The organism is Chryseobacterium sp. FG46, from assembly GCF_057809135.1.
The window spans coordinates 83,606-99,360 of sequence record NZ_JBMDJJ010000002.1 but is presented as its reverse complement, the minus strand read 5'-3'; the positions used below and the strand labels follow the sequence as shown (position 1 = coordinate 99,360).

At 35.8% G+C, this 15,755-nt stretch carries 11 protein-coding genes; 8 read left to right on the top strand and 3 right to left on the bottom strand.

All coding sequences use genetic code 11. The annotated features are described in order from the left end of the window. Nucleotides 1-4: 4 nt before the first annotated feature. The 7 genes from ACODR7_RS01975 (at nt 5) to ACODR7_RS01945 (ending at nt 10,495) form a co-directional block, all read left to right on the top strand. Nucleotides 5-6,736, top strand: a complete 6,732-nt coding sequence (locus ACODR7_RS01975) for an RHS repeat-associated core domain-containing protein (RefSeq protein ID WP_488836855.1) — start codon at nt 5-7, stop codon at nt 6,734-6,736. A gap of 9 nt (nt 6,737-6,745) precedes the next feature. After that, on the top strand, nt 6,746-7,327 hold the full coding sequence (locus ACODR7_RS01970) for a hypothetical protein (protein ID WP_488836854.1): 582 nt from the start codon (nt 6,746-6,748) through the stop codon (nt 7,325-7,327). Nucleotides 7,328-7,423: 96 nt separating this feature from the next. Continuing rightward, nucleotides 7,424-8,086: a hypothetical protein gene (locus tag ACODR7_RS01965; RefSeq protein WP_488836852.1), complete on the top strand. Its 663-nt coding sequence runs from the start codon at nt 7,424-7,426 to the stop codon at nt 8,084-8,086. 68 nt (nt 8,087-8,154) lie between these two features. Continuing rightward, on the top strand, nt 8,155-8,628 hold the full coding sequence (locus ACODR7_RS01960) for a hypothetical protein (RefSeq protein ID WP_488836851.1): 474 nt from the start codon (nt 8,155-8,157) through the stop codon (nt 8,626-8,628). Nucleotides 8,629-8,684: 56 nt separating this feature from the next. Continuing rightward, a complete protein-coding gene (locus ACODR7_RS01955) occupies nt 8,685-9,062 on the top strand; it encodes a hypothetical protein (protein WP_488836849.1) in 378 nt (125 codons plus the stop codon). Nucleotides 9,063-9,344: 282 nt separating this feature from the next. Beyond that, the gene (locus ACODR7_RS01950) at nt 9,345-9,899 is read left to right on the top strand and encodes a hypothetical protein (protein WP_488836848.1); all 555 of its coding nucleotides are present in this window, start codon (nt 9,345-9,347) and stop codon (nt 9,897-9,899) included. Nucleotides 9,900-9,964: 65 nt separating this feature from the next. Beyond that, nucleotides 9,965-10,495: a hypothetical protein gene (locus ACODR7_RS01945; protein ID WP_488836846.1), complete on the top strand. Its 531-nt coding sequence runs from the start codon at nt 9,965-9,967 to the stop codon at nt 10,493-10,495. 230 nt (nt 10,496-10,725) lie between these two features. Here ACODR7_RS01945 and ACODR7_RS01940 read toward each other — a convergent pair whose 3' ends face one another. Then, the gene (locus ACODR7_RS01940) at nt 10,726-13,158 is read right to left on the bottom strand and encodes an alpha-ketoacid dehydrogenase subunit alpha/beta (protein ID WP_488836844.1); all 2,433 of its coding nucleotides are present in this window, start codon (nt 13,156-13,158) and stop codon (nt 10,726-10,728) included. 138 nt (nt 13,159-13,296) lie between these two features. On the opposite strand from ACODR7_RS01940, the gene ACODR7_RS01935 reads away from it, so the two are divergent. Further along, nucleotides 13,297-13,590 carry a hypothetical protein gene (locus ACODR7_RS01935; protein WP_488836842.1) on the top strand — a complete coding sequence of 98 codons (294 nt, stop codon included), beginning with the start codon at nt 13,297-13,299 and terminating at the stop codon, nt 13,588-13,590. Nucleotides 13,591-13,800: 210 nt separating this feature from the next. On the opposite strand, the gene ACODR7_RS01930 is transcribed toward ACODR7_RS01935, so the two are convergent. Both ACODR7_RS01930 and ACODR7_RS01925 read right to left on the bottom strand, forming a co-directional pair. Continuing rightward, complete coding sequence (locus ACODR7_RS01930; RefSeq protein WP_488836840.1) at nt 13,801-14,595, bottom strand: hypothetical protein; 795 nt, start codon at nt 14,593-14,595, stop codon at nt 13,801-13,803. Between the two features lie 155 nt (nt 14,596-14,750). Continuing rightward, nucleotides 14,751-15,548, bottom strand: a complete 798-nt coding sequence (locus tag ACODR7_RS01925) for a hypothetical protein (RefSeq protein ID WP_488836838.1) — start codon at nt 15,546-15,548, stop codon at nt 14,751-14,753. Nucleotides 15,549-15,755 lie beyond the last annotated feature (207 nt).

Genomic DNA, 15,755 nt, shown 5'->3' with positions numbered 1-15,755 from the left:
ACAGATGAGACTAAAAATATCTTCCCTACTTATTTCCTTTGCCCTGCTGGCATTATTCCCTGCCCAGCAAGTTAAAGAAATTCCGTTACAGTACAATACTGCAGGTTACCGGGAAAACCTTGCTGCTACACAAAAAACAATTATATCCAATGTATTGGATCCATCAGTGAAAGCAGAAATGAGTGTCAGTGAATCAGGAGCGCTTACTTATACACTTCCCATTGAGCCTGTAAAAGGGCTTAATAATTTTCAACCTAATATATCACTTACTTATAATAGCCAGGCAGGAAACGGACAGGCTGGTTGGGGATGGAATATTGTAGGGCTTTCTACTATTACCCGTGGTGGTAAAAGTAAAGAAATAGATGGAATTACGATAGGCAGCCAGTTTGATAATACAGATCCTTATTATTTAGATGGCCAAAGACTGATCAAAATCAGTGAAACTACTTTTGTTACAGAAAAATTTTCGAAGATTAAAATAAGCAAACCTGCATCGGGAGAATATCAGTTTATTATCTGGTATCCTGATGGAAAGATTGCCCGATATAAGGAATTGGTAACAGGTCAGTTTTATATATCATCCTTTACAGACTCTTCCAATAATGAAATACATTACGCCTACCTGGTGGAGAATAATGTCCCTGTTGTTACAAAAATTTCATATGGAGGGACAAGTCCTGCTAATGATAAATTCTATGTTAATTTCATCTACAAAGCAAGGCAAAAGAATATACAGGTTTTCAGAAAAGGAATAGCTTATATCACTTCTAAAGTTTTATCAGAAATAAATACAGGTTCTCTATATACTCAGCTATATAGAAAATACAGTCTTTCTCATGATTTTGTTGAAGGAAATACTGTGGAACGTTTAAGAACCGTTATTGTCAACAATGAGAATGGAGAAAGCCTAAAACCGCTTAATTTCAATTATAATAACTCTTCCCAGGGCACAGTAAAAATGACCGATGGAATTCCACAATCTACATTAGGAAGCAATACTACAGGGCTGGGAAGTGTAACTCTGGGTGATTTTTTAAGTAGTGATAACAAGATACAGCCAATCTACCAGGAAAGGCTTACCAGCGGTTATGATATCAAGGTCGGCGCAGGTGATTATTCTACCCATGTTTCCGGTATTTCTGCTAATAATTCCGGGACTTTATTATTTTCTGGCAAAGTACTGGATTTTAATAATAAGATTACTGAGAAAGACCAGCTTATTGTGGTTAATGAAACATCTGTTGGGACAGCAGATGAAAGCAATCCAACTATTTCCTCGAACCAGCTGTTGAAAGATGAAATCAGTTTTGAAGTTAAAAATCTGATTACAGGAGAGCAAAGGAAAGTAATTGTACCGGTAAAGGGAGGCCTGGCAGAAGTTCAGACTTATATACCACCGGATCCTTATGATAATTACCGTGACGGAACCTATGAAACATCCTATACCCGGGATGAAACCAGAAGAGAATATGTACAGGGGGACTTCAATAATGACGGATTGGTAGACTTCTTAATTATAGAACCGAAGGACTTTACAAGAGGAAACCGTTTATACTGGGTAGAAATCGGAAAACAAAATTCCGGTACTTCTGTACAAGCGGTTCCTGTCATCCTGAATGAAACCTTATATCTTCACGGCAAAGATATTTATCCTATTGAATTTGATGGTGATGGTATTCCTGAATTGCTTGTTGTAGATAAGTATAGCGCAAAATATTCAGTATACAAGATCAATTTCAGCAGCAATACCATAAATGCATTGGTATCAGATGCTGCCCTTGCTAATTTTGAAAGTAAAACCCCTCTTTTTCTGGGAGATTTCAATGGTGACGGACTTACTGATTTCATCACTCCGCAGGTAGTATATGAAATTCCTGAAAATGATAATTCCGGACTGAAATTGGCTGATACCTATTACAGAATGCAGAGTGAAACACTTCTTTGGTGGAAATATGTCGGAAATGGAGTTTCTTTTACAAAAAATCAGGAAAATTATACCCAACAGAAAATAGCTTACCTGAAACCTTCACAGAGCAATTATATCAAAAGGTCTACCTTCTGGCAGAAGTTCTGGAATGGGAAGCCTGATGAGTATTCCTATACGAGATATTCCACACACAATATTATTATTACTGATTTCAATAATGACGGACGCTCAGATATTGTCACCTTTAATAAAATAGGAAAAGCTAAGTACAATGCCAATGGATCCCTTGCAGGTGTTCCAGTGGATAACCTGAGTAGTAACTTAACCATGATGACTGCTCCTTTTGTCTATCAGCAATTTAATTCTGTAATAGCCAACCGGGTTAATTTCTATGAAAATAAAACCCTGAACGGAGGAACTTTCCAGCAGTTATCTACATTTTCTATTGAGAATAATAAGATATCTCCCCTTTCCCTAATCCTTTCAACCAGGAACTTTGACAATCTCAACACTTCTCAATCCGGCGTTTATATCTATGATCCTTTAGTAGGAATTTCCAGTGATATTGTTATTGATAACAGCAATTTCCTGGAAAAGCAAATTCAGGAGGTTAATAATGGTACGGATGTCTTACAAAAAGTGGAATACAGAAACATGGTTCCTAAAGATAAATATTTCTCACAGGATCATAGTGAGGTTACTTATCTTTATAAACCACAGGGTGAGCAAAGATATCCTTATTATGTTCACAAAGCGAATCCTGCTCTTTATCTGGTAGGAAAAATCCATACTACCTTTGATGGAAAAATTCTGACTAAAGAATACCGATATGAAAACGGTATACAGCATCTGGAGGGGAAAGGTTTTATGGGATTTCAGAAAACATATGCCAGCGATGCATATGAATCTGAAATCAAAAATGGAAAATACATCAATAAAAATCCTGTAAATGCTGTTTTCTGGAATATCACAACCAGATATCCGGAGATGGATAATATGGTAATGTCTACTACTTATGGAGGTATTAATAAGTTCTTTACAGAAAATCTGACAGTTAATAAAAAATTCGATAAAGGTAACCACCAGTACCTCATCCTTGCCACAGATGAAATTTCAATAGACTATCTGAAAAAGGTAACCATTAGAAAAAAATATGTTTATGATGAAGCAGATGACCTGAAACTTAAGACAGCCTACACAGATTTCAGCGGAGCCGGGTCTTCCATATCCAATTATATTTACAAACCTGAATTTTCAAGTGGAGAACATTATTTCTATGGCAAAATAGCTTCTGTAGAAAATATAGTTTCTAAAGACGGACTGTCCTTTACCACCAGGGATGAATCTGACCATTTTCCTGATGGAAGTGTTTCGCAGGTAAGAAAATATGGTAACCAATCCGGAGCAGCACCTGTTGTTACAGCATATACTTACGATAACATCGGGAATCTGAAAACCCAGACTTTATCTGCTGCCGGGGTAGCGTCACAAACCATTACGTATGAATATGAAGCCACAGGCAGGTATGTAAATAAAACCATTACTCCGGACGGGCTGTACTCCACTGCTGTCATTGATGCGCTGGGACGTACATCCTCTGAAGTATCTCCATTGGGACTTACCACATCTTATGCATATGATTCATGGGGAAATATTAAAGAAATTACTGATTTTCTTGGGAAGAAAACAACGATATCCAAATCTGCAGCCGATGCTTCCACAGGCGGTGTATATAATCTTCATAAGAAAAGAGAAGGAGGAACAGAGACTGTTGTTACTTTTGATAAATTTGACAGGGAGGTTCAGTCTAAAACACAGTCTGTTAATGGAAAATGGACTGCTGTAAAGACTCAATATGATATTTTCGGCAGAAAAGTCAGGTTTTCAGAACCTTTCTATGAAGGAGAACCTGTAAGGTGGAATTCCATAGAATATGACGAGCTGAGCCGCCCGGTAAAGAATAAAGACTACAAAGGACACGAAATAATGACCTGCTATGAAGGACTGAAAGTAACCGTAGATGATCTGGTCACTAAGAAGACCTCCAAAACCCTTGATGCTATGGGACATACCATAAGACAGCAGGATCAGGGCGGTGTTATCAACTATTACTATTATCCTAACGGAGCCATTAAGGAAACAAACTATGAAGGAATAAAAACAACCTTTGAAATTGATGGCTGGGGTAATAAAACGAAAATGACAGATCCCTCTGCCGGAACTTTCACCTATCAATATGACGCTTTAAGCAGACTTACCAAAGAAACGACCCCCAAAGGATATACTTTGTACAGCTATGATGATCTGGGAAGACCTCTTACGGAAAAAACCTATGGGAATACTCCTGCTGAAAATACAACAATAGAGAAAACCTATACCTATAATGGGCAGACCAAGCTTCCTGAAACCATTACAGGACTAAGCAACGGAAAAACATTTACCTACACTACTTATTATGATCAATATTTCAGGATAAAGGGTAAGAAAGAGCAGACTCCCGACTTTACTTATACATCATCCACGACCTTTGATGCATTGGGAAGAGCCGATATTGTAAGTATGTCTACTACCTTAGTAAACCCGAACTATACTTCAGGCTCTGCTGTTAAAAATGTATATGATACCAATGGAATTCTGATCCAGCAGAATGACAATAGTACAGGCGCTATGATATGGCATTTGTCTGACATAAATGCGAGAGGTCAGGTAAAACAGACCGAATATGGAAACGGCTATACCCTGGTGAACCAATACTATGATCTTGATTATTCTTTGTTTAATATCAGGCATCAGAATACCAATAATGGAAATATGGCAGTGGACATAGATTATTTCCATAATTCAGACAGAGGAATTCTGATCTTAAGGAAAAACAATATTTTTGGCAAAAAAGAGGATTTCACCTATGACCAGCTTAACAGATTGCTGACAGAAGCTGTAAACGGTGTCATAACCAACCAGTACACTTATGATAAGAGGGGAAGAATAACTTCCAATACAGAGCTTGGTAAATACAATTATAATGAAACAGATTACAGGCTTCAGGGAATTGACTTCAATACCAACGGGCAGAATGTAAATGCACAAAGGGGTTTTGCTGCCATAAAATATAATGCCTTTAAAAGCCCGCTCCAGATTACTCTGGCAGGCAAAGAAGATCTGAGTTTTGACTACAACATCCTCAAAACAAGGTATGCTATGAAGTCCTCTGTTACAGGGCGGCAAAAGTTCTATTCATCTGATTTTGCGGTAGAGATTACCAAAGAAGCTAATGGAAAGACTCAGCTTATCACCTACGTTACCGGAGATCCTTACACCGCCAACTATATCAAAAAAGAAGTGCTGAATGGAGGAACACTTGCTGAGAATGCTAATTATTACCTGCACCGTGATAATGTAGGAAGTATTGTGGCCATCTCTAAAACGGATGGTTCAGTAGTGGAAAAACGTTTCTTTGATGCATGGGGTAATCTGAAAGGTATTGTAAATGCTGCAGGCCAGATGATTACTGATCCTGCAGCCATCAGCAATTATACATTATTCCTGGACCGAGGGTATACAGGGCATGAGCATCTCTGGAAAGCGGGGCTTATCAATATGAATGCCCGACTCTATGATCCTGTTCTAAGGAGATTCTTAAGTCCGGATAATCTGGTACAGGATCCTTTTAATACCCAGAGCTATAACCGGTTCGGATATGTATACAATAATCCTTTGCTGTATGTAGATATAGATGGTAATGAATTTATATCGCTTACTGCAGCTGTAATTATTGGGGTGGCAGTGGCTATCACGACCAAAGCCATCATGAATATGATAAGCGGCATCCCGGTATGGTACGGTATGGGAAAAGCAGCAGTAATGGGAGCCGTTTCCGGAGCGATAAGTTTTGGGATAGGAGCAGCAGCTACCTCCTTGTTTGGCCAGGTTCTTACCATAGGAAAAGCTATCTTTGAAGCAGGGGCGCATGCCCTGACGAGTGGAGCCATGTCTGCTATAGATGGCGGGAAATTTGAAGCAGGAGCGTTGAGCGGGGCGATCTCTTCCCTTATGGCAAGCGGAATACAGAGTTTAGGTATAAATTTTGGTGCAAGTACCGATACCAGAACTGTTTATAATACCTTTGGAAGAGATTATATGAAGGCAACAATGCTTGCCATGGGAGGCTTATCCGGCGGTATCTCCTCTACCATTGCAGGAGGGAACTTCTGGGACGGTTTCAGACAGGGAATTATTACTTCTGGATTGAACCATTTGGGGCATTTCGCTACAGAGGAAATAGAGTACAGGAATAAACTAGAGAAATATTTAAATGATAATGGTATTAGTTATAATGCACAAAAAAAGAACGCTACTACAAACGACTTAGTTCTATTAAAACAAATTTTTAAAGATTTATATTGGAAAGGAAGTGCACAATGGGCAGAGTTTGCTACAGAAGAAACTTTAGCTGAATGGTCTAAAAATTATCTTACCTACACAATAGATAAGATATCTGAATTGTTAAAATATACAGATGCTGAAGGCAAAAATCATTATGCAGAAGGTGTTACCAATCCAACTAACGGTAAGGTAATTTTGGCTCCTTCTTTACTTCAAGAATCGGTTTATTACCTTGCAAAAACTTTTATTCACGAACAAACTCATTCAATTGATTTTAAATTGGGAAATTTAAGTGATTTTGGGAATTCCATTAATGAAATCAAAGCCTATTTCGAAGTTTCAAAATGGACTGGTGTTCTTGATTATAGGGTAAATAACTATATGTTGGAAGCAATTAGTATTTTTTCTTTGTTTCACTTTTAAAATAATATTATGAAATATATAATTAACTTGTTAATAATTTTATATGCCTGTACAGCAGTAAAAAAAGAAAAATTTGAGTATATAAAAATAAACAAATCACAAAATGTTGATTTATTTATAAGAATAGAAGCTGATAGTATTTACTCGAAAAAAGTAAATTATTATGTGAAAAATAATACTAATACTGTTTTTATTATGGACTCTTTTGGATATATAGGTAAAACATACGTTTTTGAAAATGGGAAGCAAATAAAACCTTATATACTTAGGTTGGCAGGTTATTATGAAAGAGGCGATAATGAAAAAAAATGTAAAAGAGATTTAATCATTTTATTACCAAAAGAGACTAAGAAATTAGAAAATTTTAACACCAATTATATGGATAATTCCGAGTATCAGTTTTTTAAAGGAAACAGTTACTATGAATCTGTAAAATCTCACCATAATAGACAGACGATCACTTATTTAGGTTGTGCTGAGTATATTAGAAAACTGGAAAAGCAAGGATATCGTGTTTTGGAAGATAGTATTAATGCTAAAATTCCTATTTACCCTATAAAATTTTCAACGCTAAAGGAAAGCAATAAGTGATTTAGTAGCTAAAGGATATAAAGGATTAGAAATAGTTTTGTCGCAAAAAGCATCTATTGTAAATTTCTTTAAACGTATCTCTTTGGCAGAGATTATATGAAGGCAACAATGCTTGCCATGGGAGGCTTATCCGGCGGTATCTCCTCTACCATTGCAGGAGGAAACTTCTGGGAAGGTTTCAAACAAGGAATTATTACTTCTGGATTGAACCATTTGGGGCATTTAGCAGGTACAGCCATAGAGTATAAAAACAGACTGGCAGGGTTTTTAGTAAAAAATGGAATTATGCCTTATGACCCTGCTACAACAGAAAGTTTGAAGAAAATAATAGCATTATTTACAACAGATGGACAATGGGTAAAAGTTGCAGATGAAAAAACATTGGCAGATTGGTCAGAAGGATACCTAAAATCTATTGTTGATAACAATAAATTATTAGATCTGATCATAAATAATACTGTCCGTAATTCTCCTGCTTGGGGAATAACGAACCCTGTTAATGGGAAAATTATACTAGCACCAAGACTATTGGATAACATAGAGGATAATTTTACAGCTGCATCTGTAGTTATTCATGAACAGGATCATTACTGTAATTTCCAAATGGGGTTTTTGCAAGGAAATAGCTACATTGCACAAGAAATGAATGAATTATCTGCATATAATGCTGCTGCTCAATGGACTGGCTTTATGGAAAAACAAGGATATGTACATGCACAGAACGTTTCCTGGTTTTTCTTTAATTTGTTACATCATTAACTGATAGAATTATGAAAAAAATGTTGTTTTTACCTTTTTCTTTATTATTTATCTTTTGCTCTAATCAAATGAAAATAAACAAAAGCAAAGATGTTGATATTTATCTTCCACAGAATAATTTACCAACAAAGGATATGGGAAGTATTATTAAAGAAACAATAAAAAATAATACAAATAATACATACATTATTGATCCATATGGCTTTTATGGACAGTCCTATGTATTGGAAAATGGAAAAATCATAGAGCCGTACATGAATGCTGTACAAGGTTATGTATCTAAAGATGATAGGCTATGTCATGAATTATTAGTTATACTGAAGCCTTTCCAGACTATACAGCAATCAGTGAATTACAATGTAAATAATAGAGGTATTTATAAATATTCAAAAGGTAATGAATATTTTGAAGTTACTAATTCTGTTCATAACAAAAAAACTGTCACATTGTTAGGTTGTGAAAAATATATTGAAGAACTAGAGTCTAAAGGATATAAAGTATTAGAAGATAGTATTGTGGCAAAAATACCTTTAGTTCCATAAATTATATCTCCTTAATATGGCTGATTGTAGGCTTACAACAATTTGACAAAGACTTTATGAAAGCCAACATGCTTGCCATAGGAGGCTTATCCTGCGGTATCTCCTCTACCATTGCAGGAGTAAACTTCTGGGACGGTTTCAGACAGGGCATCATTACCAGTGAATTGAACCACTTGGCACATTTTTCTGTACTTACTTTCGGAAAAGACCCATTACAAAAAATCTTAGAAAAGCATAATATTGATCCAACCAAAAAAGCAACGCAAGAGACATTAAATCAGCTTAAAATAATCTTTAAAGAATACTGGGATAATAGTGCACAATGGGCAGAGTTTGCTACAAAGGAAACTGTAGCACAATGGGAAGGAAAAGAATATAAGGTTTTTTTAAGTTTAAAGAAAGGAATGATTTATTCTACGGCTGGCTGGTCATAAAGATTATGGTATAACAAATCCAATTAATGGCAAGGTATTATTATCTACTGACATAAATAATTATGCTCTCGGCGGCTCTTTTATACATGAAATGATTCATTCCATAGATGTTATGTCTGGAGTGCAGAGTTTTTGGAATAATTTTTCTATAGGACATGATTACATAGAGTCTAGAGCGTATATGGAAGAAGCAAAATGGAATGGAGGATATATCAATGATATAGGCCAAAATCATATTATGAATTCAATGCAAATACATCTTTCACTTTTTAATTTTATACGATGAGAAATTTAATTTTCAAAATAGCACTTGTTACTTTGTTTGTAACTATAAAAGTACAGTCTCAAATTTTACTAAATAATGAATCTTGCTTTAAAATATATATGAACGAAGATAATATGATAAATGACTCTCCCAGTAATTACAATAAAAATTCCTTTCTAATTATAAATAATACAGACAAAAGTTATATTATTAACACCAAAGGATTTATGGAGAAGTCAGGAGAAGTTTATAAAAATGGAGAAATACAAACTCCTTATTTACAGAAGCCTATTTCTAAGCCAGCAGATTGGGATGACGCTGAATGTAGAGAAAATATATTATTAATTCCTCCAGGGAAAAGTTTGAATGCAATATTGTATCTCTCAATTTTAAGAGGTTGGTATAAAGTCGATGATGATTCGGAATATGTAGTTAATTTTGAAACAGAACATACTAAACAATCTCCTTACTATTATGGTTGTAGAAAATACGTTGACAGTTTGTTGACTAAAGGAGACAAAATTTATGATGGGACATTAAAAGGCAAAGTAAAACTCATACCTTATAAATAGCTTTATATTGATGTATAGAATATATTTTGTTTTTTTAATTTGTTATATCATTAACTGATAGAATTATGAAAAAAATGTTGTTTTTACCTTTTTCTTTATTATTTATTTTTTGCTCTAATCAAATGAAAATAAATAAAAGTAAAGATATTGATATTATTCTAAAAGAAGGAGAATATAATATAAGTGATAATAGTAAAAAAAAATATATAATTATAAACAATACGAATTATTATTATATAATAGACCCCAATGGATTTTATGGGACGTCTTATACTTTGGAGAATAATAGAAAAATTATTCCAATTAATTATTTTACCAGAGGCTATTACAGTCGTTTTGATAATAACGATTGTAAAAGAGATTTACTAATTATTGGTCCTAAAGAGTCAAAAGAAGTTGAACTAAGTTTAAATAGTAAAGATAATAGCCTATATGATTATAATAAAGAAAAAAGCTATATATTATTTGTAAAATCTTTTCATAATAGATATAATGCTACTATCTTAGGTTGTGATAATTATGTAAGCGACTTAGAAGCTAAAGGATATAAAGTATTAGAAGATAGTATTGTTGCAAAAATCCCTTTAGTTCCTTAGATTGTATTTTTTTTTAATATAGCTGATAGTAGCAGCTTATTATACTTTAATTAGAGCTTTATGAAGTCACTATGTTTATAATGAAAAGCTCATCCGGCGGAATCTCCTCTACCATTGCAGGAGGAAACTTCTGGGACGGTTTCAGACAGCTTAGTTATTTTAACCACATTACCTAAAAACAAAAACCGCTCCCCAAAAGGAAGCGGTTTTATATTTATCTAAAACCCCAATTAGAATATCGCTGGATATTTCTGAGGATTTGTTTCATTAAACATAGCGTAGATCTTTTCTACCATATCATCTGCAGACGGCTTGCTGAAATAGTCACCATCACTTGCATAGGCAGGTCTGTGATCATTGGCAGAGATCGTCAACGGATCTGAATCCAGGTATCTGAATGCTTTTTGTTTTTCAAGAATCTGCTGTAAGATAAATCCTGTAGTTCCTCCTTCCACATCTTCGTCAATTACGACTAATCTGTTTGTTTTCTTAACACTTTCAGCAATTTCATGAGATAAATCGAAAGGAATCAATGACTGAATATCAATCACTTCTGCAGAAATTCCTATTTTTTCCAATTCGTTGGCAGCTTCCGTTACAATTCTCCAGGTAGAACCATAAGTGACCAAAGTAACATCTTTTCCTTCTTTTGTAACTTCAATTTTCCCTACAGGAACAGTGAATTCGCCTAAGTTATCTGGTTGTTTTTCTTTTAATCTGTATCCGTTCAGACATTCTACGATGATTGCAGGTTCGTCAGCCTGAAGCATTGTGTTATAGAATCCGGCAGCTTTAGTAAGGTTTCTAGGTACCAAAACAAGAATACCTTTTGAAAGATTCAGAATACCAGCCATTGGGGAACCTGAATGCCAGATTCCTTCTAATCTGTGCCCTCTTGTTCTGATAATCAACGGAGCTTTCTGACCTCCTTTTGTTCTGTAGTGTACCGTTGCCAGGTCATCACTCATTCCCTGCAAACAGTAAAGAACATAGTCTAAGTACTGGATTTCAGCGATTGGCCTTAAGCCTCTCATCGCCATACCAATTCCCTGTCCAAGGATCGTTGCTTCACGGATTCCTGTATCAGCGATACGTAAAGCACCATATTTTTCCTGCATTCCTTCCAATCCCTGGTTGACGTCTCCGATATTTCCGGTATCTTCTCCAAAGATTAAAGTTTCAGGATATTTTTCAAAAATTTTGTCAAAATTGTTTCTGATCACTACTCTTCCGTCCACATCTTCAGAACTGTCAGAGTAGACAGGCTTGATTTCCTGAACATTTTCAGCCTTCCATTGAGATTGAGAGTATAAGTGAGAAGAATAATTATCTTTTTCAACAGCAGCTACTTCATTATATTTCTGCATCAGCTGATTTCTTTCTGCAGAATTTGTTCCTCTTGTTGCCAGTAAAGTCTGTCTTACCAGATGGAAGATATCTTTCTTAGCTTTTGAAACCAATTTGTTGAAATGAGCGATATAATTTTCAACTTCAGCATTTTGTCCTTTAAGGTTTTCTACTAAAGGTAAAACAGACTTAATAAGTTCCGAAATAGCTTTCTGATAGTTTTCCCAGGCTGTTTTCTGTCCTGCTTTTGCTGCTTTTTTCGCTTCATCGTCTATAGCCTCCAGTTCTTCAGCGGTAGCAATCACTTCTTCTTTTCCATCAATTTCGATAGAATAGTTCAGAATCCACTCTTTGAATTTTGCCAGGCCGTCATACTCAGCTTCCCAAGCCAGACGTTCTTCGTTTTTATATCTTTCGTGAGATCCTGATGTAGAGTGTCCCTGAGGTTGTGTAACGTCTACCACATGCACTACCACCGGTACACTTTCTGTTCTTGCAAAATGTTCTGCTTTAGCATAAGCATCTAATAATGCCGGATAATCCCAAGCTCTTACCTGGATAATCTCACAACCCTGGTTTTCTCCCTCTTTTCTCTGGAAACCGCTTAGCATTTCGCTGATATCAGCTTTTGCTCTCTGATTTTTCGTAGGAACTGAAATTCCGTATCCGTCATCCCAGATGGAAACAATCACAGGAACCTGAAGAGCACATGCTGCATTCAGTGTTTCCCAGAAGTGTCCTTCTGCTGTAGAAGCATCTCCAATAGTTCCGAAGGCAATTTCGTTTCCTTCTCTTGAGAATTTTTCTGAACCGTCAAATTTTACGCTTTTATAGATAGTTGAAGCCTGAGCTAATCCCAACAATCTCGGCATTTGTCCTGCTGTAGGAGAAATATCGGAAGAAATATTTTTTTGAGCTGTCAAATCTTTCCAGCTTCCGTCTTCATTTAAACTTCTTGTTGCAAAATGCCCGTTCATTTGTCTTCCTGCTGAAGCAGGCTCTCTTTCCACGCTCGTATCTGCGTACATCTGCGCAAAGAAACTTTCTACCGTTAAGGCATCTATTGCCAATGCAAAAGTCTGATCCCTGTAATATCCTGAACGGAAGTCTCCATTTCTGAAAACTTTCGCCATTGCAAGCTGAGGAAGTTCTTTTCCATCCCCAAAAATTCCAAATTTAGCTTTTCCAGTGAGTACTTCTCTCCTTCCGAGATAAGACATTTCACGAGAGATCCTTCCTAACCTGTAGTCTTCAAGTATTTGATTTTTAAAATCTTGAAAGGATATTTCCTGTGTTTCAATATAGGTTGTTTGCATAGCTAAGTAAAAAAGTTTTTTAATCTTCAAGTATTTTGCTAATATACACTTTTTAAATTAATTTTAATTTTTAATAATCTTTTTTAAAAATTTGATAATAAAAAAAATTGTGCTTTATTTTGATAAAAATTGTAAAAGATGGAAAAAAAGTCACCTCACATCCTGAATGCTTCCAGCAATCTTTTAGGATTTTCATTAATCATTATTACGTCATTGAAAATCTCTAAAATCAGTCAGAATACCTATTTGGACGAATTTGCCGGGTTTGCCTGTATTCTTTTTGCCTGCAGCTGTTTCTTTTCTTTTCTGGCGATCAGAACGAAAATTGAAAAGCGCGAATCTACCTTTGAGAGTATTGCGGATTATTTATTTTTAATCGCTTTATTTTGTATAGTTCTAGCTGTTATTATTGTCACCCTAAAAATTATTTAATTTAAATTTTTCGTCAAATTGAATAATTAACGGCAATATATAAGGATAATTATATAGGAATCCGAGAATTCATTAAAGAGTTCTTTTCTATTTTTTAACCTAATCAATATCAGATTCCGGATACAAAAAGAGAAAGTGTTCTATATATATTTTCAGTTTCCCGAAAGCATATATAAAACACTTTAGTTTTAAATTATAATAAAAATAGAATTAAATCTTCTGAACAGTTACATTGGTAACATTTCCGCTTCCTGTAGCTCCTGTTTCCGTTGCCAATACTGTAGCATTTTGATTCGGAGACGCTGTAAACCGTACCTGGTATCCGGCAGACGGAACTACAATTACAGTTGTATAACTCATCAGCTCTCCAATACCTGCTGCGGGAGCTACAGCATTATAGTGGCTGCCCCTTCCCAGATAATTGGCATCAGGAACCGGCCTTATTCCTAAAAGCAGCTGAGTTCCAACGGCTACATTGGCAAAACCTGCCTGTAATGTTACCAGATAATTACCTGCCTGATTAAAGGTCAGCACGCCTGTTCCTGTATCATAGGAATAAAATGGAGAAGTCGCTACGGGTGTACCAAATAATAAAGTGGCAATAGTAGCTGAAGTTACATTCTGATTAGCTGCCAAACGTGCATGAAACAGTGAATATGCTGTAAAATCTATGGTCTTCAGAATACCGCTGGCGTCAGCCACAACAACCCTGTCCGTTCCCCCAATACCAATATTTGAATTAATGGTGCGGATGCGGGCATTTCCGGAAGCTATATCAAGTCTCTCGGATGGGGCAATTGTTCCTATTCCAACATTGGCACTTGAAGTTACACTAAAATCATTAGCCTGCTGAGCTACAGAAGGTACACCTGTGACAGGATTGTCTTTGGCTCCGTCTATATGAAAAGTTGTTTGGGGGTTCTGCGTGTTTACTCCGACCTGGGAAAACATAAGGGAACTTAAACCGAAGGCAAAAACAACTGCCAATTTGTTAATTTTTTTCATTGTTTTATTTTTATAACGTTACTAGTTAACGAAAAATCTTATAATAGATAAAAATTGAAAATACATATAATTAAGAATGTTCTGTATACATTTTCAATTTCTTGAAAGCATATCCAAAGCACTCTTCGGTTTGTAATTATACTGTAAAGATAGAATTAGATCTTCTGAACGGTTACATTGGTAACATTTCCGCTTCCTGTGGCACCTGTTTCTGTTGCCAATACTGTAGCATTTTGATTCGGAGATGCTGTGAACCGTACCTGGTATCCAGCAGACGGAACTACAATTACAGTTGTATAATTCATCAGTTCTCCTACAGTCCCTGAAGTTGCTATAGCATTATAGTGGCTACCCCTTCCTAAATAATTGGCATCAGGGACAGGTCTTATCCCTAAAAGCAACTGAGTCCCAGCAGCTGCATTAGTAAAACTAGCCTGTAATGTTACCAGGTAATTACCAGGTTGATTCAGGGTTAAAACTCCAGTTCCCGTATTATAAGAATAGAATGGAGAGGTGGCAACTGGTGTGCTAAATAATAAAGTGGCAATTGTAGCTGAAGTTACATTCTGATTAGCTGCCAAACGTGCATGAAACAATGAATACGCAGTAAAATCTATGGTCTTCAGAATACCGCTGGCGTCAGCCACAACAACCCTGTCCGTTCCCCCAACACCAATATTTGAATTAATGGTACGGATACGGGCATTTCCGGAAGCTATATCAAGTCTCTCGGATGGGGCAATTGTTCCTATTCCAACATTGGAACTTGAAGTTACGCTAAAGTCATTAGCCTGCTGAGCTACAGAGGGAGCCCCTGTGACAGGATTGTCCTTGGCTCCGTCTATATGAAAAGTTGTCTGGGGATTTTGGGTGCTTATCCCAACCTGGGAAAACATAAGGGAACTTAAACTGACGGCAAAAATAACTGCCAATTTGTTAATTTTTTTTTCCATTGTTTTTATTTTTATGGTATTACAAATTAACAAAAAATCTTTTACAAAACCATAAACAGTCACTAACTACAAACAGTTAATAATCCGTAATATACATTAAAATCATACAGAAAACTAAACATTATCATTAAAAAATACATTTAAACAAACTGTTTTTCAATTCATTATCCTGTACAAAATATAACATACTCTGAAATTATCTCTTCT

What these genes read in the sequence shown, in the direction of transcription:
- ACODR7_RS01975 (WP_488836855.1), top strand. Translation starts at nt 5, where the DNA reads ATGAGACTAAAAATATCTTCCCTACTTATTTCCTTTGCCCTGCTGGCA.
- ACODR7_RS01970 (WP_488836854.1), top strand. Translation starts at nt 6,746, where the DNA reads ATGAAATATATAATTAACTTGTTAATAATTTTATATGCCTGTACAGCA.
- ACODR7_RS01965 (WP_488836852.1), top strand. Translation starts at nt 7,424, where the DNA reads ATGAAGGCAACAATGCTTGCCATGGGAGGCTTATCCGGCGGTATCTCC.
- ACODR7_RS01960 (WP_488836851.1), top strand. Translation starts at nt 8,155, where the DNA reads ATGAAAATAAACAAAAGCAAAGATGTTGATATTTATCTTCCACAGAAT.
- ACODR7_RS01955 (WP_488836849.1), top strand. Translation starts at nt 8,685, where the DNA reads ATGAAAGCCAACATGCTTGCCATAGGAGGCTTATCCTGCGGTATCTCC.
- ACODR7_RS01950 (WP_488836848.1), top strand. Translation starts at nt 9,345, where the DNA reads ATGAGAAATTTAATTTTCAAAATAGCACTTGTTACTTTGTTTGTAACT.
- ACODR7_RS01945 (WP_488836846.1), top strand. Translation starts at nt 9,965, where the DNA reads ATGAAAAAAATGTTGTTTTTACCTTTTTCTTTATTATTTATTTTTTGC.
- ACODR7_RS01940 (WP_488836844.1), bottom strand. Translation starts at nt 13,158, where the DNA reads ATGCAAACAACCTATATTGAAACACAGGAAATATCCTTTCAAGATTTT.
- ACODR7_RS01935 (WP_488836842.1), top strand. Translation starts at nt 13,297, where the DNA reads ATGGAAAAAAAGTCACCTCACATCCTGAATGCTTCCAGCAATCTTTTA.
- ACODR7_RS01930 (WP_488836840.1), bottom strand. Translation starts at nt 14,595, where the DNA reads ATGAAAAAAATTAACAAATTGGCAGTTGTTTTTGCCTTCGGTTTAAGT.
- ACODR7_RS01925 (WP_488836838.1), bottom strand. Translation starts at nt 15,548, where the DNA reads ATGGAAAAAAAAATTAACAAATTGGCAGTTATTTTTGCCGTCAGTTTA.